Source organism: Desulfomonile tiedjei DSM 6799 (genome assembly GCF_000266945.1).
GTDB lineage: Bacteria > Desulfobacterota > Desulfomonilia > Desulfomonilales > Desulfomonilaceae > Desulfomonile > Desulfomonile tiedjei.
Map to the genome: position 1 here is coordinate 2,259,140 of NC_018025.1, position 22,666 is coordinate 2,281,805.

Here is a 22,666-nt window from a genome sequence, read left to right on the forward strand (position 1 = left end):
CCCGCCCCTGCCGGTCCATTTTGGTGATATCATTGATCATATTGAAAACGTGCCGGTACGGAGGCACAGCACTTACCAATGCCTCTGTCCTCAATCGGACCTTAGTCTTGGCAATTCCTATTAAATGCGCTGAATACTTACCAGAGAAGCTTAATCTAACCGCATAAACGCTGCCAATCGGATTTGACAAGGTCGCGTATCCGCATCGAACGATCCGAATACAGTTTAATTGAGTCAAAATCAGGCGTAAACAACAGCTTCTGCATCAAAAGACCATCATCATCAAACCACTGGGGAAGAATCCCTCCCAGGAAAAAGCTTCTTCTCTGAAGAATCTTGACGACATTGCCAATCCAGGGTTCCGTCAGTTTCAGCCATACCTGGATCACGATATAACCTTTCCCTACTGCTTCCGATTCAAGGCCCGATATGCGGTCGCTGAAATCCGAGCCGGTCTCGTAAAAGGTTATGCGTGCTACCTTTGCGAAATCAAAGAGTTCCATACGTGTCCGGGAATGAGTGCCGGACGGAAGGGGGTCAGTACTCTCGGCGAAAGTACGACCTGATGAAAAACCCTCGTACAGAAAATCTATAGCTTCTTTATAATCGGCCGTAACAAAAATCTTCTGGTGAATGTTCCGATAAACACGAAAACCCATGGTAGTGCTAACTCGTTCTGACTTTACACCCTCACCCTTATACGCTTCCCCTGGCATGAGTCCCACTTCCAGGGCCGTAGGGGGAAATCCAAAACTTTCCGAATGCTTCTGCATCTGCAGATGGTGCGTTACAGGTTCGCCAAAGACAGTGTGCATACTTAATTCCGGCACTACTTCTTCTATCATGTACCGCTCGATGGCCCCCGAGACCCCCATGCCCCGCCATTCCTTCAGAACTAGACCGACTCCCCATTCATACACATCCCGACTTGGAGCCGAACGGAAAAAATTGTGAATTCCAATGACCTCCCCATCCGTAGATTTTGCAACACTAGTATAGTAATCCCCTTCTTTATTAGCTGTTATTAGCCGTTCAGGATCATAGAAGATTTTTATCGGATAACCCTCGCCGTAAATCGACCTGAAAAGGCGACAGACTCCTTCGGCATCTTCAGAACGCAGGAGATGTACTTCGAATGTTCTGTTCATGGTATCTGATGAGCTCTTAAGTCGAGAATCCATATCGTATACCCACTTTCAAACCGGAATTTGGTTCATGTATATCACGAAACCGAATTTAGAGAGAACTCTGTTTCGTTTTCAGATCGAGTTGATAATCATGAATACATCTGCGAAACTGATTTCAGATTACTTCAACGACTCCCTGACTGGGATTTGATTTTTTTTGCACGTTTCTCCAATTGTGAGGCTTCTTCTGCCTTTCCTATCTTTTTATAAAGCATTGCAAGGTCATTCAGAGATCGGCCAACATCCGGGTGCTGCGGACCCAGCACCTTCTCCCTTATCTCCAGCGATCGTCTGTACAGAGGCTCGGCCTCTGAATATTTTCCCTGCGAGTCATACAGCACTGCCAGATAGCTCAGAACTGTAGCTACCTCGGGGTGATCAGGTCCAAGCTTTCTTTCCCTTATCGCCAGTGACCGTTTGTGGAGACGCTCGGCCTCTGAATATTTTCCCTGCAACCGATACGGCATTGCCAGATAGTTCAGAGTCTCAGCCACTTCGGAATCATCAGGTCCAAGCTTCTTTTCATATATCGCCAGTGAGCGCTTCAAAAGAGACTCAGCCTCAATATACTTTCCTTGCCGCATATGCAGAAGTGCTAGACCCTTCAGAGAGGAAGCTACTTCGACGCTGTCCGGTCCAAAGGTCTTCTGGCTTAAATTTAGGGCTTGTTCAGCGACCCTGGTTGCTTCAGCATATTTCCCCTCCCGATAAAGTTTGATCGCCTGCTGGGTTAGCTCGTCCCATTTCTGCTGTTGAGCCAAGACAGCGGACGCAACAACAAGACACAATGTCAGCGCGATGATTAGTTTCCGATGCCACATTTTATTATGATATCCTGAAAATTGTTGATTAACCAAAATTATGGACAGTAGCTTCCCCAATGATGAAAACAGAGGAGCCTCTCCACTAACTCCCAAAACAAAAATTCCATTTTCATGGAACCTGCATTTAGTACCCTTAGCGTAAACATAGTTTTCCCGAACTCGTCAAGCGAAAAAATGTTGATTTGGTAAAGCTTCAGTCTCGAGCGGGCACTAGGGATTCTGCGCCCTGGAAGGGCGGCTCAACAGTAGCCACGGGTGTTAGAAAGTGTCTCAAAATTCTCGAATGTAGAACAAATCGTGCCACTATTTCCCATCTGAGTAGGGGCAGGTCTCGTGCCTGCCCTCCCGCAATGACCGGCACGGAGGCCGATCACTACCGGGCACCCACGAGGGGCGCCCCTACAATCAGGCCGGGAAGATGATGAGAATTTCGTGCCACGATCTGGGATAAATTTCGACTTTTGAGACAGTTTCGTTAACCCGTGGACAGCGCCATGGGCCATAAGCATGGTGCAACGACCCTGAAAGGGTCGACCAAAAGGCAATGATCCCAAATGTCATTGGTGGACTCTTTCAGAGTCCTGAAGACAAAGGATTTGCCGTATCGCTTCCGTGGGTTTGCACCCACGGCTGTTGGGTAGCCCCTTCGGGGCTGAAGAAACCTCTTCTATGCGTAACTGAATGAACACTTTGTTTGAAAAACTCTGTTCGGCAAAATCGGTAAATGCGCACCGATCAAAGAAAAAGCAGTAATTTCATCAAAAATAAGTATACCGAAACGACGGTGCAACAATAATAACAAATACATATCGCCCGAAACCTGAAGAGATGATTTTCTTTGCCTGAAGACTCGTGTGTAATTAAACTATAACTGTTGAGCATAGAAAGCCTGCGTGACAACCATTCACGAAGGTCATCGGGCTGAGGCGCTGCGTATCATGATAGAAGTTACGGGATTGACCAAACAGTATGGCGCAATAAAGGCGCTCGACAACCTCTCTTTCAGGGTGGAACAGGGAAGCGTATTCGGCCTTCTTGGACCCAATGGTGCCGGCAAAACAACCACGATAAAGATACTGACCACGCTTTCGAAACCCGATGGGGGCAGGGCGTTTATAGCCGGGTTTGATGTGGTAGAAGATCCCGTTTCGGTAAAGCGGTTGATGGGGGTAATGCCGCAAGAAAATAACCTCGATCGGGAACTCACTGCGTACGAGAATCTCCTGATCTACAGCATGCTGTACGACGTGCCGGATCGTGAGACAAGAATCCGCTGGTGCCTTGATCTCGTCGATCTTTGGGCTCGACGGAATGAACTACTCATGCGATTCTCGGGTGGTATGCAACGACGCCTTCTCATCGCGAGGGCACTTCTTACCGAGCCATCAGTGCTGTTCCTCGACGAACCGTCCATCGGCCTGGACCCCCAGATCAGACGTCAACTGTGGGACATCATTCGCAAGACTCGCATTGAAGGCCGAACTGTAGTGATCACCACGCACTACATCGAGGAAGCCGAAGCGCTCTGCGATCACGTCGGCATTCTCAACAAAGGTGTGCTCATAGCGCTGGACACTCCGGACAACCTCAAGGCGACCCTCGGTGAGTATATCGTCGAGTTTGTGAATGACGAGGGCAAGCTCATACAACAGATGTGCAAGGATCGTGAGGAGGCTAACAATCTGGTGCTCTGCCAGGACTGCGAGGTCAGAATACGCAGATCGAATCTCGAAGACGTATTCGTCAGACTGACAGGGGAGCGCATCGAATGATCGGGAAGGCCTGGTATCCCATTTTCCTTCGCGAGATGCTCCTCTTCAGAAGACAGCTTCTGAGGATCAGTTATCTGTTTTCCGCTATGCTTATACCCATTATCTATCTCCTCACGTTCGGTCTGGGCCTCGGGCGAATGGTGCAGATAAAAGGCACGGACTATCTGAACTACTTGATTCCCGGGCTTGTTTCGTTGACTTCAATGATGAACTCTTACACGTGGGTGGCAAATGCCCTGAACCTCAATCGATTGTACTTCAAGAATTTTCAGGTCTTCATCCAGGCTCCCATACAGCCTTCGGCCATCATGATCGGAGAAGTGCTGGCCGGAATGGTGAAGGGACTGTTCGCCTCAGGTCTTATTTTGATCGTCGGGTTTATTACCACTCGTAATCTATCGATCACACCGCTGTTTGTACCGATTCTTCTGCTCAATTGCTTTCTGTTCTCCAGTCTTGGAGTGATTACCGGTATGATTACGAAGTCACATGAAGATACGGCCACGTATAACAACTTCTTCATTCTGCCTATGGCATTTTTCAGCGGGACCTTCTTCCCAGTGGAGCGGATACCGCAACCTTTTCAAGCAGTGGTCTGGGCTTTCCCTCTGACTCACGCCAATATCCTGATTCGCGAGAATTCCATCGATCTATATGGCTTACTATCGCTGGTGGTTCTTCTTTTATATGCGATCGTCTTTTTCATCATAGGTTCCCGATTGATCCGGGATTACAGTGAATAGCGCTGGATTCTTGAGAAGCTCGCTCATGGTTCAAGACTATATGCCTCTCTGTTCGAGATCGAGAGAAAGGAATTGAGGGAAGGGCTTATACAGATTCGTTTTTCTTCTCATAATCTGGGAGGCTGGAGTATCCTTCGCTCCGGACGACGCAAAGCCGTCTAATCACTCCGCTCAGAACACCCCAGCCTTCGCTATGTTATACCAATGTGCTTTCATAAGGGGAATATTGTGAGAAACCTGTTATTTGCCGGTCCCGGCAAATCTCCTTCGCTACGAACGGCACCGCCTGACTTTGTTTCGGAGACATGCCGGGACCGGATTGTCCGATGTTCCTTCTTTGAACGCACATTGGTATTACATGCATAACTGCGAAATGGCATTAGAAATTATACGGAATCAAACTTCTTCTGAAGCTCCAGTACCAGCCGCAGAGCATCATTTTGGTTCAGTCGGCCTTCCGCTGCGAGTTTCTTGAATTCCACTTCTACGGCGGAGCCGGGAATAGACAAAAGCGGGAGGATGCGTTGGCACGCGTCCACAATATGCGTTAGTCTGCAATTTTGGTCATTTAACTCTGATACCAATGCATCGAGATCCTCCTTACAGGGTGGGTAATTCGGAAAATACAGAGCCAACAGCTTTCCAAGAATTGCTGCATCAATGTGATGGTAATAAAGGTTTGTCATTATATTGCTATCGCTCTGCGTTTGGCCACTTCATGGCCAAAGTCTAATCGACCGATTCTCTTCCAGCATGAAAACGGTCACCGAAAAAGTAAACCCTGGCTGGCATAGGTCGGATGGACATGCACTGAATCAGATATATGTGAATGAGCTCTTCACATTTTTCAGTACGGCAGCATGGAACCTAACCCTTGTTCAAGCATAAATCTGAATCATTCTTATGAATTCGCAGTGAGGTCAGTTGCAGTAAAGGAAACTTCTCCGCACGGTGTGGACAGCGGAGCCTCTCGAATAACCCAAAAAAAATGTCTCTCTATGGCATGAGACATCAATTTAATGGGCAAGACGAAAACATAATCATCTCTTACTCGTCAAGTGAAAAAGCGATTGGCTGGAAAAAAAGCAGTTTAGCAAGTTTGAGAGCTGATAATCTGTATGTGGCTGAAATAACCATCTATTATGGATGGTTGCTACATGTTAGTCTCCAATTTTCTACTGGCAACAATAGGTTACAGTAAGATGACATTGGGGAAGGATAGGGAGACTTGCGTAAGCGGAAGGGGACCCATACTTAATTCCGCGAACCTTTTTGGAACCTCTTGAGCCAGGTTTCCGGGATCGGACGGATTTATCGAGGGCAAGCTCATGTCTCGAGCGCAAGGATAGGCTTCAGCAAACAGTCTCAAAAGGAAATCAACGACGACACCTTTTTTCTTTGGATCTGTCTGAAACAGTAGACTGTTGCTTTCATGCTTTGACGAAGAAGTCTCGTGCTGATTCAAAGCCGCTGCAGTACCGAATCTCAATCGGCAAGACACTATTCCAGCAAAATCAGAGATGAAATTGGCTGCAAGGAGTTGAATGAATATCTGGCATAAGAAAAGCATACAAGAGCTGCAAGAAGAAGCTGTTTCCGATATCGGTCTAAGAAAAGTGCTTAACGCACAAGACCTGATAATGATGGGTATAGGAGCGATAGTCGGAGCGGGTATATTCGTGCTAACAGGGCAAGCTGCAGCAAAATATGCAGGTCCGGCCATAGTATTGTCATTTGTTTTCGCCGGCGGGGCATCTGCTTTTACTGGGCTTTGTTATGCCGAATTCGCATCTATGATTCCCATATCGGGAAGCGCCTACACATATGCATATGCAACTATGGGGCAGATGTTCGCCTGGTTCATCGGTTGGGACTTGCTCCTTGAATACTCCATCGGTGCTGCAGCAGTCTCAATAGGATGGTCCGGGTATTTTGTGAGCTTGTTGAATCAAATAGGCATTCACATTCCACCCCAATTTACGGCTGCTTTCGGCACAGAACAAATCTATTTGTCCGGAGAGCACCTCGAAAGACTCCAGCTTCCATTTCCGCCGGGATGGTATGAACTCAATAATTATTCTGCTGCATTGAAAACGGCAGGAATTTCTTTGGAAGATTTGCCAAGAATTACAGCCGTGTGCAATTTGCCGGCATTTTTCATCGTCTCGATTCTCACTGCATTGTTGGTCAAGGGAATTCGTGAATCTGCCTTTGTCAATGGAGTCATAGTGGTCTTAAAACTCGCAGTGATTGTAATAGTGATAGTGACAGGAATAGCGTTCGTGAACACTTCCAACTGGACGCCTTTTATTCCTCCTAATTCCGGAAAATTCGGAGAGTTTGGTTGGTCAGGGATTTTGCGAGGGGCAGCAGTTGTTTTCTTTGCTTACGTGGGATTTGATGCAGTTTCGACGGCTGCACAAGAGTCTCGCAATCCCTCACGTGATATGCCGATAGGAATCATTGGGTCACTCATTGTTTGTACCGTTCTCTATGTTCTCATGGGACTTGTGATAACAGGAATTGTACCCTATTCGAAACTTAATGTGGCCGATCCTGTTGCGGTAGCCATGGATGTAATCGGAATCCACTGGTTGGCAATTGTCGTAAAGTTGGGTGCTATTGCAGGTCTCACCTCGGTAATACTGATATTGCTACTCAGTCAGCCAAGAATCGTTTCCAGCATAGCACGAGATAGGCTATTACCTTCATGCTTCGCCAGAATTCATCCTCGCTTCGGAACTCCAGTTATCACAACCATTTTGTCTGGATTCGTGGTGGGGCTCATAGCTGCTCTAGCTCCATTAGATGTCCTGGGTGAACTCGTATCAGTCGGTACACTGGCCGCATTCATTGTAGTCTGTGCAGCCGTTTTGATCCTTCGTCACAAACAACCCAACGCACCGAGACCATTCCGAACGCCTTGGGTTCCCTGGGTACCATTGGCAGGAATATGTTTCTGCCTCTATTTGTTTATTAGCCTCCCATACGACGCATGGCTCCGTCTGGTTTCTTGGCTACTAATAGGATTAGCAATCTATTTCTTCTATGGAGCAAAAAGAGCTGCCCAATAGGCCAATTCGATCACATTCGACTCGCAGTTTGGATGATTTTTCTCTAAGGACCACAAACCTACCCCAAGTATTTCTCTCTCCCAATCCTAATTTAAGCCGGTAGATTTCTCACAGCCCGTGCAGACGTCGAACGAAGCCATTCCCGTCGAGCGGCAGAGAGGTCCGCAGGATGAATGAAAGGCCAAATTTTGGGGATCGGGCCGAAAATTCGGCTTGCGCTGTTAGAGTAAAGAAAATTGACAAGCAAACAAATTTCGTGATCTGGGGCTGTGCGGGCAGGAGATCGTATCTGGCATGTCCGTTGCACTCCCACTCGGCATCTCAGCAGAGGAATCAGTCAGCTCTGAAACAAGAATGGATATAGCGACGCGAAATAACTTCATGAGGATGAATTTATGTTGACCAAGGTTAAAGCCGATTTGCTCATCATCGGCATGGGCGCGGCAGCGCAAATGGCGGCTCTTTATGCCCACGAGATAAACCCCAACCTCAATATTCTTATTGTGACAAAAGCCCTCAAAGGCAAGGGTGGTTGCAGCAGGATGGTCCAAGGGGGTTTTAACGTTGTGCTGAACAATGAGGATTCCCATGAAAAGCATCTCATGGATACCTTGAAAGGCGGGCAGTACGTCAACGATCAAGAACTCGCAAAGACGCTGGTCGAACAGGCTACTCCGACTATCAAGGAGCTTGAGACCAAATTCGGGTGCTTCTTCGATCGAAATCCTAACGGTACCATTCATCAAAAGGCTTTTGCCGGACAGTCTTTCGATCGAACGGTCCACAAGGGAGACCTGACGGGAATCGAAATTATCAGCCGACTCACGGAACAGGTGATCAAGCGTCGAATTCCTGTTCTCGAAGAATGCAGAGCGGTGGAGCTGCTTCTGGACGAGACCGGCCAAATCGTTACAGGAGCCCTACTGCTGAATATGAGAAACGGCGAATTCATGGTTGCCGAGGCTGCAGCTACACTCGTCGCCACGGGTGGAGGACCTACGCATTACCGGTTTCATGCGCCCGGCCCCGAAAAGTCCGTGGATGGCATCGCCATGCTCTATCGAGCGGGCGTTTTGATGAAAGATTTGGAGATGCTCCAGTTCCATCCGACAGGGCTCATTGTCCCGGGAAGTGTCGTTGCAGGAGCTCTTCTGGAGGAAGGGCTTCGGGGATCAGGCGCCCATCTCTTCAACGGAAACGGAGAGCGCTACATGCTCAAGTATGCCCCTGAAGTAGGCGAACGAGCTACTCGGGATGTAGTGAGTCGATCCTCTTATCTCGAGATGGCGGCCGGTCGTGCATGCCCTGAAGGCGGCGTTCATATCGACGCGGCCCATCTTGGTGCGGACTTCGTCCTGAAAAACTTTCCCGGCATGGCCGAGAGATGCAGCCAATTCAACTATGACCTGGCACGGGGTCGGGTTCCGGTTTCTCCGTCAGCCCACTTCTTTATGGGAGGGGCGGTAATAGACACTGGCGGTAAAGCCTCTCTGGAGAAGCTTTTCGTAGCGGGAGAAGATGCCGGTGGTGTTCACGGAGCCAATCGCCTGGGTGGTAATGGCATCTGCGAGTCGTGTGTATATGGCCGACAAGCTGGAAAAGCGTTGGGCAAGTATCTGTCCAACGGCAATCGGACCATCAAAGAAACCAAGAGCGGCATGGCCGAGGAGATGATAGCTCGGCTCCAAACGCCGTTTGAGCGCACCGAAGGTGTAGACCCGTTTGCGTTGCGTAAGGAAATTCAGGAACTGAACTGGAACAAGGTGGGTGTTGCTCGTAACGCTTCCGATCTTGCCGACGCCTTGACGGAGATCGAGGATATAGCCAACGAAGTAAACAAGGTGAGTGTAAGAGGCGGAGCCGCGTACAATATGATGTACAACACCTTTCTGGACATCCGCAGCATGATTGATGCTACCAGAATGATAGCTTTTTCGGCCCAACTGAGAAACGAAACCCGCGGTGCTCACTTCCGAAAGGATTTCCCGGATCAACTGGACAAGTATGGCTTATTCAATATTTTCCTTCGTCGCGGCGACAACGGCTTGCCTATGGCTGAAAAGAAGCCCGTGGTCTTCAGTTACAAGTCACTCCAGGAGTGTCAACAATATAGAAAATAAGGATGAACATCTTAAAGGAACGCCAACACGTTTCACATGAGGCCTCATGTTTTACATACATGTTCCATCATAAAGGAGTCATTTCATGGCGCAGAATGTTTCCATAGATTATCGAAAGCCTCTGCAATGGGGAGAGCAAGATCCTCACCGGAGAGCAAATACCGCTGTCGGAATGTGGGCCTGGCTATTGCAGCGCATCTCTGCTCTGGCCATCGTCGTGTTCATAGGCCTTCACGTTGCCGTCACGTACAGCAGACTTACACAGCTCCTTCTCCTGCTGGCGGTCACCTTCCATGCGGCCCTGGGAATACGAGTGATTCTGCTGGATTTTAACATCGTCAACGTAAAATATCAGCGAGCGCTTGTTTGGAGCCTGATCGGTCTCGGAATAGCCGTTATGGGCATCATCTGGTACTCCACGTATTTCATGGGATGACACCAGTGGTGATCGCTAAGGAAAGACTAATGCTCTGTTTCGTAAATTCCGTCACACATTCTCGTCATTCGGCTCATGGTCAACGCAGCCTTTTATTGGGGGAGCCGGCCTCCGTGTCGGTAACTAACCCGCCGGCAATGGGGCCGGTTCCACCGATCGGTCGTAAAGACGAAAGTGCAAGGCACGTTACCATACTTGCGAAAAGGCGTATTAAGGAGGACAGACGTGCAACCGACGCCCAGTAACACAACACGCCATATCAGAATATTCCGCTACGATCCTCATAAAGGTGGTTCAGGTGATTTCCAAGAGTACACATTGCGTGTCGATGACGAAATCAGAACTACGATCCTGGATGTACTCTTGCGACTTCAACGGGAGCAAGACCCGACTCTGGCATTCCGTTATGCGTGTCGGGTCAACATGTGCGGGTCGTGCGGCATGGTTATTAACGGCAAAGAGCGATTGGCGTGCAAAACCAACGTTTCGGATATACGGTCGGATGAAGAAATAACCATAAGACCCCTTAATCACTTTCCGGTAATTAAGGATCTTGTGGTGGACATGGACCCCTTCTTCAAGAAATACGAAGAAGCTCTCACCTTCTATGAGCCCAAAGAACACTATACAGAACCTCTGCAGATCCGTCCTGATTCGACAGAGCGCTTGGACATAGGCATGGCCACGGAATGCATAGCCTGTGGCTGCTGCGTTTCAAGTTGCACCATGTGCAACTATCATGACGAGTATGCCGGCCCCGCCGCTCTGACCAGAGCTTTCACACTCTTGGCGGACAGTCGTGATGCCTTGTTCCACGAGCGACTCGAACGGACTTTGGCGTCTTGCTACAACTGCCGAACGGAGTTCAACTGCACGGAAGTGTGTCCGAAGGGCATCAGCGGCACCCGGGCAATCAAGTACATTCAGCGGCTGGCTCTAAAACACCTTGCAGATGCACGCAAGGGGGAGGAAATTGCGCCGGCGACTAACATTTTGCCACAGATCGCCAAGAGCGAACCTGACAGAAGGGTGTTCTTTCGTCAGGTTGGTATCGGTGTGCTTGGGCTGGGGGCGGCGCTCATAGTAGGAGGAGTGGCGACCAAGGCAGCAGTCGGACCGGGCATTGCAGCCAATATTACAAAAACCTGGGTTCCAGTAGCGGACTTGGGCAAAATTCCGATCGGGGATATCAGCACGCATACAGTGCATTACGAGCTCAAGAACGGTTTCTACACACAAGAAAAGGCCGTGCCGGTCCTCGTATCACGCACCGGCGACGAGATGACCTGCTTCAATGCGAGTTGCACGCACGCCGGATGTATCGTGAAATGGGACGGACAGTCCGGTCGTTTCCGTTGTGCATGCCATGGTGGAATGTTTGACCGTGAAGGCAACGTGCTGGCCGGTCCGCCGCCTCGGCCGCTTGACAAGTACCCCTTCAAAGTGGATTCCGGTCACCTGCTCATTGAGATGGAGGTGGTCTAACATGAACGGCAACTGGATTCGTGAGAGAATAGGGTGGGAGCCTTATTTGAGGCCTTTTCTGTTCAAGAAGCTTCCCCAGGGAACGGGATGGATGGCGACCTTGGGAAACCTGAGCGTCCTTCTGTTCGTGCTTCTGTTTTTCACGGGCATCGTTTTGGCGATGTACTATAATCCCTCACCCGACAAGGCTTGCCAGTCTATCGATTACATTATGAACGAAGTGCCTATGGGATCGATTCTGCGAGGACTTCATCACTGGGGAGCCGGGGCCATGGTTCTCGTAGTGTTTGTCCACCTTCTGGCGACGTTCTTCTCCGGCAGCTACAAGGCTCCGAGAGAGTTAACCTGGATCGTCGGCGTAGTTCTGTTTCTTGTGACGCTAGGATTGGGGTTCACCGGCTACCTTCTTCCATGGGATATGAAGGCTTATTGGGCTACCGTAGTCAGTTCAAGCATCGTTAAGAGTGCTCCCGGAATCGGTGATTATATGGGAAGAATCATGCTTGGAGGCGAGAGTGTGTCCGGTCTGACCCTCACCAGGTTTTACGCCATCCACATGCTGCTCCTGCCTGCTTTGCTCGTTATCCTTGTCGTCATGCATATATACCTTGTTCGCGTTCACGGCTTGGCCGAACACGCGGAAGCAAAATCCGCGGAGAGTGAAATCGGCCGCCCTGTCCAACGGTTCTTTCCTGAGCATCTCTTCAGAAGTTCCATAGTTTTCTGCGTGGTGCTGGTCATTCTTATCGGCCTGTCGGTTTTCGGCACAGTTCCCAGGGAAGAAATGGCGGGCACCATTATCGATTCTTACCAGCCAAAACCGGAATGGTATTACATGTGGCTGTTCCAACTCCTGACCTATTTTTCCGGCATCTGGGAGACGATTGTGAGCCTCATCGTCCCAGTGGTCGCAATCGCCGTCCTGTTCCTAGTACCGTTCCTCGGCCACCCTAACATCCGTTCATTGGCCGATCGCCCCGCAGCTATGGCCATGGGCGTTACCGGGGTTGTTTGTATCGTTTACTTGAACCTCATGGGATTTGCCAGCGTTCGTCCTTATGGAGAGACCATTCCTGTTCCCGATCGCACGCTTTCTGCACATGAAAAGCGAGGTCTGTTTGTCTATGTCGAGCGTGAATGCGCCTATTGTCACCAAATTAGCGGCAGAGGCGGGAATCGAGTGGGACCGGATCTCGCTAATGTGGCGTCGAAAGGCAGGACCGAGGACTACCTGAACAGATATGTGAAGAATCCCCAGGCGGTCAAATCCACCTCTATCATGCCGAAGTACGATCTCTCCGACAAAGATCTGACAGCTCTCTCTGGAATCATGCTCGCTCTGGACTTCAGCAAGTACCCCATGAAGATCATGAAACGGGAAGAGGTTCTCAAAAGCATTTCAGCATCCCAGTCGTCAACGACTGAAAACGTTCAAGCGCATTTGCCGGGCGGTTCCGCAACCGCTTCGGAGGAGGCAAAAGACAGATGAACAATTTCGACTATCAAATTTTGGAAGAAGCGGCAAAGCAGCTCTATATACGTGCCCTATGCGACCTGCCGCCTGATGTCAGAGCAGCTCTGAAAAAGGCGTACGATCGCGAAACAAAGCCAACTGCACGGTCTGTTTTCGAGGCCATGTTCAAGGCTATCGAGATTGCAGATACGGAAAAAACACTTATTTGCCAGGACACAGGATTACCTATCTACAAAGTCAAGATCGGCTCACAGTTCTCCTGGGACGGTTTTCAGATCAAGAATTGCCTCTACGAAGGAGCCCGGAGAGCTACTCAGGAATTCCCCTTCCGAAGCAGCTCCACACATCCTTTGGCCAGAATCAATCCCCAGACTTCAGTCGGTCCTGGCCTGCCGGTAATTTATTTCGATTTTGTCGGAGACTCCGACTGTCTCGACATTCTTATGGCGCCCAAGGGTTCTGGATCTGAAAACATGAGCAAAATGCACATGTTTTATCCTGAACATGGAGTAAAAGCCCTCAAAAAGTTCATTGTGGACACGGTTGTGGAAACAGGTGCGAACCCGTGTCCTCCCGGAATCATCGGTGTCGGCATCGGGGGCACTGCCGATCTGGTTATGAAACTGGCCAAAGATGCCATCTTGCGCCCTGTCGGTCAGAGAAATCACGATCCGGAGATCGCCAAGATGGAAGAGGAACTGGAAGACGCCATCAACGCCACAGGTCGCGGCCCCATGGGCCTTGGGGGCGACGTATCCACATTGGCTGTGCATATCGAATCCGCTTACACCCATATTACCCAAAACCCGGTTGCCGTAAACACTCAGTGCTGGCCGGCCAGACGGTCGAGAGCTGTCATTCGCCCGAACGGCACCGTCGAATACGGGTACTAAACCGTTAGGAGAAATCGCATCATGACGGAATACCATCTCAAATCGCCTTTTTCAGAACAGGACGTCAGGCAGCTAAAGGCTGGGGACATCGTGTTCTTTGATGGGCTGCTTTTCGGAATTCGGGATCTCACTCAGATCTATATGTTCGACCAGAACCACGAGCCACCAGTCAGCCTGGTGGGTGCCCCATGCATTCACACAGCACCCAGTTTGCGGAAAGTAGGCGACAAATGGGAGAAGATCTGTGTAGGCACTACTACGAGCACGCGTATGGAGCGCTTCACTCCGGATCTCATCCGAAAATACGGGGTGCGGGCCATCATTGGAAAAGGTGGACTGTACCAGGGCAGCCTGGATGCCATGAAAGAATACGGGGCCGTTTACCTTGCCATCGTGGGCGGTGCGGCAGCTCTGGAAACGAAGCAGATTGAAGAGATTGAAGCAGTATACTGGGAGCATCTTCATCCGGAAGCTCTGTACCAATTCAGGGTAAAGGACTTTGGACCCCTGACCGTGGCGATGGATAGTCACGGCAGGCATCTTTACGACGAAGTGAAGAAGGAAGCTCTGGAGCGACTTCCGAAAATTTACAGAGAATTAGGCGTTTAAGCTATAATCAATATCCTCTCCCCACTGATCGATCATTGACATCCAACGGACGTTCGTATCCTCGTGATTGAGGCCTCCCGAGGAACTGCGACGTCAAAGGTTAAAGCGAGACCAGCCGCTTCGCGAGCGAGACATCTCTGTCAAGCAAGCGCGCAGCAGGTCTATATCAGAAGAAACAGCTTTTGGATTAGGTAGGGAAAACGTATGGAAGGAAAAAGCTGGTCAATATTCCGAATTCCGTTACCGATCAGAGTGGTTGGTTTCCTCATAATCGGCCTTGCTCTAGGATTGGCTTTCCCAAAAAACACTTTCATCAACTATGTTTACATAAGCGGTACGTACTTCCCCAAGACTATAGTGACATTTGCCGCGTTCTTGATCTTCAACCTCCTTGCGGCTGCAATGGCCAAAATGATGCTCTGGCACAAGGAAAAGGCCGGAAAACTGTTCGGCCTCATCCTTGGCATGTATGTATTCATGGGGTGCATTTCGCTTGTATATTGCACGGGTTGGATAACCGTCTTGTCGGATGTTCCTTTTACCCTACCCGGTGTTGAAGTCCCAGGCCCGGCTGCTTGGGCGAAACAAATCGGCCACACGTTTGCCAACGTCCTTTCCCAGCAGCCGCTCCTACAGGCCCTTCTGGGAGCCATGTTTGTCGGGTGGCTAACAGCCCGTGTTCCTGCTCTTCATCGCGTGGCTTACGGGTTCATAAAAATGGGGGATTACATTCTGTGGTTTTTTAAGAAACTGCTTTGGTACTACCCCATAATGATCGGTTGCCTCGCAATTGGCATCCCCATGAAATTCGGCATGAAGGGTATGGCGCTCTACGGGCAGGCCGTGCTCTGGGTCATGATTGTAACCTGTGTATGGGTGATGCTCATGATCCTGGTGTGCAGACTCTTTACGAAAAGAACGTTCGGGCAGATCATGTCCTACTATGGAACCGTGTGGCCGACCGGGTTCGGCACGGGAGGTTCCTACGACACTCTTGCCATAAACATCATCTCGGCAGAAAAAGACTTGGGCCTGGACGAAGATATCGCAGAGGTTTCTATCGTCTTCGGAACAGTCCTTAACAAGAACTGCAGCACCATGTCGGTTCTTATTGTCACCATCATTGTATGCAAACTACTCAATATCCCTATTTCCTTGACCGAAATCATCATGTTGATTCCGCCCGTCATGATACTCGGATTGGAATCACCCGGCATACCTGGAGGAGCCGGATACTTTATGTCGCCGATTATAGCGGTTCTACTGTCCGCACCGGATCAAAGCGTGTTTGTGACAAGTTTTGTGACTGTGTTTAGCGGTCTGATTCCCATGTTCAGCACTGCGGGCAACACCACAGATGACGGCGTAGTCGGTTGCTTTCTCCAGGATCGCTTTGGTCATCTGATTAGCAAAGGTGACCTGGAAGGAGCCGGAACGGCGACTGAGCCTGCAATCAGACACCAGGAAGAGCGGAAGGATGCGGTCAATGCTAACTAAAATTCTCGGTTGGATACTCTTTGCCATCGGCGGCTGGATGCTCGTTTCTCCTCAAGCCGTCACTGGTTTGGCGCAGTTGAAGTGGATGTACAAATATGCTTTCCCAGGCGAGGTGCTAATTGGGATTGTGGTGATGGTCGCCGCCTATTATCTGATAGGAATGGCTCCGGCCAAGAAACCGGACAAACCGAGCCATTAGGGCGATCGTATGTTCAATTAGTGAGTGGGTACAGTCTCCAAGAGAATTAAGCGGTGTGACCGGCCTGCAGGAATCGGATTGTGAAACGGAAAATGGCCCGGGGGAGAGTTTCGGTTCCAAAACGAATGCTCTCCCCCACGATCCGATTTACGGAAGAGAGTCACGGGCGGAGAATTTCATGTCTCACAGTTGCGTGATATGTGAACGGAATGATTCGTCATAATCCGCGAGAGTTCCGGAATGGATAAACAAGCAGTCCTCTGAAAGAGCCCAGTATGGAAGTCTACCAGATAGTTGTGCTTTGCGCTGCCGCCGTCGCTTCTTCCTTCATAAAGAACACCGCTGCCTTAGGAGCTGGGGTTTTTCTCACACCGGTCCTTGCAGCAGTGTTTCCCCCAAAGATTGCCCTTGGATTGGGAGCTCCCATTCTGATTGCCACTGACGTTTCCAGCATGAAGAATTACTGGGGAGAGTGGGAGAATCCGAAGGAGGTTCTTCGTATCGGCATATCCGCAATTCCCGGTGTTATATTGGGAGCTTGCATCATCAATGTTGTACCGAATAATATCCTCAAAACAGGCATAGGCACATTTGCCCTTCTGTTTTCAGTCTATCATCTCGTCAAAGAATCGCGGTTATACAGGAGCATTCAGCCTTCCCCCACAACTGCAACGGGTGATGCCCCGCTTTGTTCCGGCACGGTTTCATGTACCTTGGTGGGTGTCTTCGGTGGTCTGGCCTCCATTCTTGCGCATGCCGGCGGACTTGTTTTTTCGCTCTATTACGTGGGAAAGAAACTGGAAAAACGTTGCCTCATGGCATCGCTCATCGCCGTGTTTTGCTTCAGCGATGTAGTCAAATTGATTGCCTACTTGAATATCGGAGTCTTAAGTGCTGACTCGTGCCTTATCATCCTTGCCATGTCTCCGATCATCATCCTTGGAGGTAACCTGGGCAATTTTCTGAATCGCAAGATGCGGACTGAAGTTTTTAGGAAAATCGTCTTGCTGCTGGTATTTGTGAGCGCGATCAATCTGCTCCTCTGAAAGAGCCCTCGAGCCCTGGTGCCGTCTATCGCGGAGGATGTCGATTCGGTCAGGGCAGGGCACACGGCAGCGTAGCCATCGATGCATTCCCGGACCATCTGTCCGGGAATGCTATGACGCACCAAAACGGCTCTCATTTGGGGTACGTACGCTACCGGTCCGGTGTCTTCCGGATCACGATCTGCTAGGATCACTGCTACCTTTTCCGCCACTTTGCGCCACCTCTTGCGATCGAGGAGACGGCAGATGATCGAGTGATAGACTACTCACCCGGCCCGCTCATTTAGGGCTTTTCCTATCATCCGGTCTGCCTCCTCTTCAGGAGTCATGTGAGTGTTTCCTGTTTCCCTACGTCCAACTCTTTCAACTACTGTGCAAGCCCTGTTTCCGCGGTCCAGGCGCATCTCGCGTCTCGGTGGAGTGTGATCCTTCGGGAACTGGGGATTGCTTACCCCGAAAGGACCCGGTCGTCAAACACGCATCAACGTACTACGATTTTTGTAGAAAAACATTGCGTTTCGCAACAGCCTTCCAGACAACTTCATTGACTTCATTGGGGTAGTGCACTACCATGCCGGTACAGAAAGTGTCGAGTCAATTCGAGCACAAGAAACGTGGTTTTCGAATCCGGACCATCTTATGCACGAGGGATTCGCCCACTTCTGGGAACAGCGACTCGGATCAGAGGGTTTCCTCGGCGATCGCAGACAGTATAGCATTCCTGTGCAGTTCTCGATTGCCCAGATGCAGTAAGAAGACCGGGCGCATGGTTCCAGGAGACAATGCCTCGTGAAATCCCTCAGAGGACGCACATTGATGGGAACGCGTATGAGACATGGTTCTCCTGAAGAAAAATCGCCAAGAGGACTGAGCGATTGCAGAAAATCTGTGTGGAATCCCGAAAGCCGTTACAAGGCTCTGCTTGAGATTAATAATGCTATTATTAATCAGACTTCCCGGGAAGACCTGTTTCGGTGCATGGCAAGGGAGATCACCAGGTATATTGATTACGATCGTTTCAGTATCAGCATTTATGAATCCGATTCAAATTCATTGACTGTATTCGCTATGGCGGAGGGGATTCCCATCAGGGAAATTGACGACAGCCGTCGCTCCATGAATGCCGACACAGTGGCCAAAGCGGTCATTACCTCACGCAAGGCGCTCATCATTTCCGATTTGGCGCAATACGCTCATTGGAACACGATCCAGTCAATGATTGCCGCCGGCCTTCAGTCGACTATGGCGTTTCCCCTGATTGCCCGAGGCAAGGTAGTGGGCTCGCTGCATTTCTCTTTCAAGAGCAAGCCTTCAAAGATGGAAGAATTCGCGGGGTTTCTCTCGGATTTGTCAGGTCAAGTCGCGCTCGCTGTCGACAACATGCTGTCTCATACAAAATTGCTTGAACTGAATAGCAATCTGGAACAACAGAAACATTACCTCATGGACCATGTGGACTCCCAATACCGTCCCGATAATTTTCACTATTCAAGTAGAGTCATGAAGGAAATCATGGCTCAGGTGGACATTATTGCCGACAGTGATGCGGGCGTGCTCATCACGGGTGAAACCGGTACTGGCAAGGACTACATTGCACGGTATATTCATCACTTGAGCAGCAGGCGTGATGGGATGTTCGTCAAGGTCACGTGTCCGGCTCTGGCTGAAAGCTTATTCGAAAGTGAGATGTTCGGGCATGCAAAAGGCGCTTTCACCGGCGCCAATTCCAAACGGATCGGTCGCTTCGAAATGGCTTCAGGTGGAACGGTATTCCTTGACGAAATAGGCGAGCTTCCGCTTACACTCCAAGCCAAACTTCTCCATGTGCTCCAGGACATGCGTTTTGAGAGAGTAGGCGACAGCAGACCCATTGCTGTTGATTTCAGGGTAATTGCCGCTACGAACAGAGACCTGGAAAGCGCGATTCAGACGAAAGATTTTCGCTCCGACCTATATTATAGACTCAATACGGTTTCTTTCCATGTTCCTCCACTCCGTGAGCGGGGAGAGGAAATCGAACCGCTGATTCGACAGTTAACTGATTCACAGTCCGAAAACATGCGTCGAATCCCTCCTATCTATTCCGATCAAGCAATGGAGTTGATGAAAGAGCATTCCTGGCCGGGAAACGTTCGAGAGCTCAAGAACATAGTGACACGATTGATTATTGTATTCAGCGGAAAAGTAGTGAATAAGAAAGACATTGAGCCGCTCTTGAATACGAAGCGCAGCGAATCTTCGAGCACACCCATGACACTGCGTGAAGTGGAGCGAGCTCATCTCATAAAAGTGCTTTCCATGACAAAAGGAGTAGTGGGAGGCAAAAATGGAGCAGTAAGCATCTTGAAAATTCCTAAGTCCACCCTTCAGTACAGGCTGTACAAGCACGGAATCGATCCTTTGGATTTCGCGCATTAGCCATCCTCTTACCGATTCGCTTTTCTCTTCATAATGTGGAAGGCTGGAGGCATCCTTCGCTCCGGACAACGCAAAGCCGTCCAATACCAATGCGCTTTCATACGAGTAATATCTGAAAGCCGATCAGTTGCCGGCTCCAGCGGATCTCCTCCGCTACGGACGCCACAGCCTTCGCTATCTTACAGTCAGTGCCAAAAATTTCGTCGTTTATCCCGCGTGTGGAATTACAGGATATTGGTAGAGACTGGCGTCCCGAAACTGTCTCAAAATTCTCGAATGCACAAGAATCGTGCCACGATTCATCATCCCTGTAGGGGCAGGTCTCGTGCCTGCCCTCCCACAATGACCGGCACGGAGGCCGGTCTCTACCGGGCACCCACGAGGGGCGCCCCTACAATCAGGCCGTGAAGATGATGAGAAGTTCGTGCCACGATCCAGGATAGATTACGACTTTTGAGACAGTTTCTCCTTGCCAGTCCATTTTATCGATATCATTGATCGTATTGAAGACGTGCCGGCACGGAGGCATGGCACGTACCATTACCCCTGTCCTCAATCGGACATTAGTTTTGGCAATCCTATATATGCACAAATGCGAAATGGTGTCTCCGTATTCTCCATCGATAGTTTTTCGAGCGTAATCTTCGATACCTGAGCCGAAAAATCGGCTCCGTCGCCGATTTTTCGGCCTGCTCAGGATTGGTGAATTGCTAAAAGGGCATGTTTGCAGCGCCATTTGAACTGGCACAGGAATTGCTCTTCCCATAGCACGCTATGGGAAGGCCAGTAGCCGTGTGGAGCCAAGGAGCTAATACGATACCAATGCACAGTCAAAGAAGTGGCAATGGGTGAAGACGTCCTCGTCGGACATCCTCCTCTACGGACGCCACGTTGCGAGCATGGCTGACTACGCTTCGGAGATCCGGCGGCGACGATCATGAACCAGCCACTCGACGTTACTTGTACGGATGCGCACCGGTATGAATCCGCTTTCAAGAGGTGGCGCAAGTCAACCGGCATCCTTCCCTCGCTCCGAACTGCACGGGCTGGGATAGATTCTGGAGGGATGTTGGTAGCATCACGTGTTTTGATCGCGCATTCATACAAGCCTTCCGGAGAGTACGCGAGAGTTTTTGTCAACTCCCTGCAGGATAGCCTGATGTGGAAACATTAAGGAAGTCCTGCAGTGAAAGGAAGTAGAGCTGCTAAACAGACTCGCTGAAGAGCGGCTTCCTTTTTCCCGCATCTCAAAGAAAATCAGAAAGGAAAAAACAGGATGGTCCAATTTTTGGTGCACGAAAAGGCAGACACCGTTGGCGTTGCAACGGTGGACATAAAATCGGGTGAGGAGGTCCATGGGCTTTACATGGATTCGCAAGAGCCGGTAGTGGTGAAAGCCGTCGCGGACATCCCATTGGGTCATAAGATCGCTTTGATCGATTTCAAAATTGGTGACACTGTTCTGAAATACGGCCAAGATATCGGCAAAATTGTCGCCGCAGTCAATATCGGTGATCACGTTCACATCCAGAATTTGAAGACAAAGAGGTGGTAAGCATGACTATACCCAAATTCCTCGGTTATCGCCGTGAAAACGGAAGAGTTGGTGTTCGGAATCATGTCTTGATTCTGCCATTGGACGATCTGTCAAACGCTGCATGCGAAGCAGTTGCCAATAATGTGAAGGGCACAATGGCAATCCCCCATTCTTATGGCCGCCTGCAATTCGGGGAGGATCTCGAGCTTTTCTTCCGGACAATAATCGGAACAGGCTCCAACCCCAATGTCGCAGCGGTGGTGGTTATCGGAATCGAACCTGAATGGACGGACAGAATCGTCCAAGGCATTGCTGTAACCGGCAAGCCTGTTAGAGGTTTCTCCATCGAGCGCACCGGGGATATTGGCACTATCGCTGCAGCCTCGCGTCAGGCCAAGGAATATGTCCAGTGGGCTACCGAACTCCCGAGAACCGAGTGTACCTTGGACGAACTATACGTATCGGTGAAATGCGGCGAATCGGATACCACCTCCGGTCTGGCTTCAAATCCCACGGTTGGGAATGTAGTGGAAAAGCTGGTGGAAATGGGTGCGACCACCTGTTTCGGGGAAACGTCCGAGATCACCGGAGCAGAGCACGTATGCAAGCAACGAGGGGCCACTCCCGAAATCGGCGAGGAGTTTATGAGGGTTTGGACGGCCTACAACGATACCATCCTGCAATACAAAACCGATGATTTGTCCGGATCACAGCCCACAAAGGGAAATATCAGAGGCGGACTGACAACTATAGAGGAGAAAGCATTCGGGAATCTCCAGAAGATAGGCAAGAAAGTGAGCTATATCGGCGTGTTGAAGCCCGCTGAAGCTCCAAAAGGCAAGGGACTGTGGTACATGGACACATCCTCTGCTGCAGCCGAGGCTGTGACTCTTTGGGCGGCTTCGGGGGCTGTTGTCCATCTTTTTCCTACCGGCCAGGGAAATATCATCGGTAACGCCATTCTGCCAGTGATCAAATTGTCGGCGAACCCTCTGACTTGCAGCACAATGACCGAGCATATTGACTTGGACGTATCGGCTATCCTCAGAGGAGAAATGACGTTGGACCAGGCTGGAGACGCACTGCTAAAGATGATAGAGCGTACCGCAAACGGTCGTCTCACGGCATCAGAAGCCCTGGGGCATCGCGAATTCGTGTTGACGAAGCTGTATGTCAGCGCCTGATGCTTGATGGAGTGCAGTCAACTCCCGCGAAGTCTTGCGGGAAACAAGGCCCGCAAGCGTGCTTGAATCCATTCCACACCTCCAAGAATGGCTGCAATCTCTGTTGACTTGGGCGCAGTCGGCCTCCTGCAAAACGGGAGGCCGACATTCTTGCTGAAAAAGAAGCGT

The 22,666-nt window shown here is 50.1% G+C and carries 18 protein-coding genes; 15 read left to right on the plus strand and 3 right to left on the minus strand.

The window, feature by feature from the left end; all coding sequences use genetic code 11:
• Positions 1-155: 155 nt before the first annotated feature.
• Entirely contained in the window at positions 156-1,148 is a 993-nt protein-coding gene (locus DESTI_RS09405; protein ID WP_041286084.1) for a GNAT family N-acetyltransferase, read from the minus strand.
• A gap of 164 nt (positions 1,149-1,312) precedes the next feature.
• Positions 1,313-2,104 carry a tetratricopeptide repeat protein gene (locus tag DESTI_RS09415; RefSeq protein ID WP_157212133.1) on the minus strand — a complete coding sequence of 264 codons (792 nt, stop codon included), beginning with the start codon at positions 2,102-2,104 and terminating at the stop codon, positions 1,313-1,315.
• Positions 2,105-2,949: 845 nt separating this feature from the next.
• Here DESTI_RS09415 and DESTI_RS09420 point away from each other — a divergent pair.
• Both DESTI_RS09420 and DESTI_RS09425 read left to right on the plus strand, forming a co-directional pair.
• Positions 2,950-3,783, plus strand: coding sequence for an ABC transporter ATP-binding protein (locus DESTI_RS09420; protein ID WP_014809736.1), 834 nt, complete (start codon positions 2,950-2,952; stop codon positions 3,781-3,783).
• Positions 3,780-4,526: an ABC transporter permease gene (locus DESTI_RS09425; protein WP_014809737.1), complete on the plus strand. Its 747-nt coding sequence runs from the start codon at positions 3,780-3,782 to the stop codon at positions 4,524-4,526. The genes DESTI_RS09420 and DESTI_RS09425 overlap by 4 nt, the downstream gene beginning before the upstream one ends.
• Positions 4,527-4,912: 386 nt before the next feature.
• On the opposite strand, the gene DESTI_RS09430 is transcribed toward DESTI_RS09425, so the two are convergent.
• Positions 4,913-5,212 (minus strand): hypothetical protein, encoded by a 300-nt coding sequence (locus DESTI_RS09430; protein WP_014809738.1) that lies wholly within the window; start codon positions 5,210-5,212, stop codon positions 4,913-4,915.
• Positions 5,213-6,070: 858 nt separating this feature from the next.
• Between DESTI_RS09430 and DESTI_RS09440 the strand changes: the two genes are divergently transcribed.
• From DESTI_RS09440 to DESTI_RS09510, 13 genes are all read left to right on the plus strand, one after another.
• The gene (locus DESTI_RS09440; RefSeq protein ID WP_014809739.1) at positions 6,071-7,600 is read left to right on the plus strand and encodes an amino acid permease; all 1,530 of its coding nucleotides are present in this window, start codon (positions 6,071-6,073) and stop codon (positions 7,598-7,600) included.
• A gap of 395 nt (positions 7,601-7,995) precedes the next feature.
• Positions 7,996-9,720 (plus strand): L-aspartate oxidase, encoded by a 1,725-nt coding sequence (locus DESTI_RS09450; RefSeq protein ID WP_014809740.1) that lies wholly within the window; start codon positions 7,996-7,998, stop codon positions 9,718-9,720.
• Positions 9,721-9,805: 85 nt separating this feature from the next.
• A complete protein-coding gene (locus DESTI_RS09455) occupies positions 9,806-10,156 on the plus strand; it encodes a succinate dehydrogenase/fumarate reductase transmembrane subunit (protein WP_014809741.1) in 351 nt (116 codons plus the stop codon).
• Positions 10,157-10,381: 225 nt separating this feature from the next.
• The gene (sdhB, locus tag DESTI_RS09460; protein WP_014809743.1) at positions 10,382-11,641 is read left to right on the plus strand and encodes a succinate dehydrogenase iron-sulfur subunit; all 1,260 of its coding nucleotides are present in this window, start codon (positions 10,382-10,384) and stop codon (positions 11,639-11,641) included.
• 1 nt (position 11,642) lies between these two features.
• Entirely contained in the window at positions 11,643-13,130 is a 1,488-nt protein-coding gene (locus DESTI_RS09465; RefSeq protein ID WP_014809744.1) for a cytochrome b N-terminal domain-containing protein, read from the plus strand.
• Complete coding sequence (locus tag DESTI_RS09470; protein WP_014809745.1) at positions 13,127-14,008, plus strand: fumarate hydratase; 882 nt, start codon at positions 13,127-13,129, stop codon at positions 14,006-14,008. Before DESTI_RS09465 ends, DESTI_RS09470 begins: the two co-directional genes overlap by 4 nt.
• Positions 14,009-14,029: 21 nt before the next feature.
• Positions 14,030-14,617, plus strand: a complete 588-nt coding sequence (locus DESTI_RS09475; RefSeq protein ID WP_014809746.1) for a FumA C-terminus/TtdB family hydratase beta subunit — start codon at positions 14,030-14,032, stop codon at positions 14,615-14,617.
• Positions 14,618-14,821: 204 nt separating this feature from the next.
• Positions 14,822-16,114, plus strand: coding sequence for a cation:dicarboxylate symporter family transporter (locus tag DESTI_RS09480; RefSeq protein WP_014809747.1), 1,293 nt, complete (start codon positions 14,822-14,824; stop codon positions 16,112-16,114).
• The gene (locus tag DESTI_RS09485) at positions 16,104-16,313 is read left to right on the plus strand and encodes a hypothetical protein (RefSeq protein WP_014809748.1); all 210 of its coding nucleotides are present in this window, start codon (positions 16,104-16,106) and stop codon (positions 16,311-16,313) included. The genes DESTI_RS09480 and DESTI_RS09485 overlap by 11 nt, the downstream gene beginning before the upstream one ends.
• A gap of 275 nt (positions 16,314-16,588) precedes the next feature.
• Positions 16,589-17,359, plus strand: coding sequence for a sulfite exporter TauE/SafE family protein (locus DESTI_RS28655; protein WP_014809749.1), 771 nt, complete (start codon positions 16,589-16,591; stop codon positions 17,357-17,359).
• A 789-nt stretch (positions 17,360-18,148) separates the two neighbouring features.
• Positions 18,149-19,777 (plus strand): sigma-54-dependent Fis family transcriptional regulator, encoded by a 1,629-nt coding sequence (locus DESTI_RS09495; RefSeq protein ID WP_014809751.1) that lies wholly within the window; start codon positions 18,149-18,151, stop codon positions 19,775-19,777.
• 1,276 nt (positions 19,778-21,053) lie between these two features.
• Positions 21,054-21,332, plus strand: a complete 279-nt coding sequence (locus tag DESTI_RS09505; protein ID WP_014809753.1) for a UxaA family hydrolase — start codon at positions 21,054-21,056, stop codon at positions 21,330-21,332.
• A 2-nt stretch (positions 21,333-21,334) separates the two neighbouring features.
• Positions 21,335-22,498, plus strand: a complete 1,164-nt coding sequence (locus DESTI_RS09510; RefSeq protein WP_014809754.1) for a UxaA family hydrolase — start codon at positions 21,335-21,337, stop codon at positions 22,496-22,498.
• The last annotated feature ends 168 nt before the right edge of the window (positions 22,499-22,666 follow it).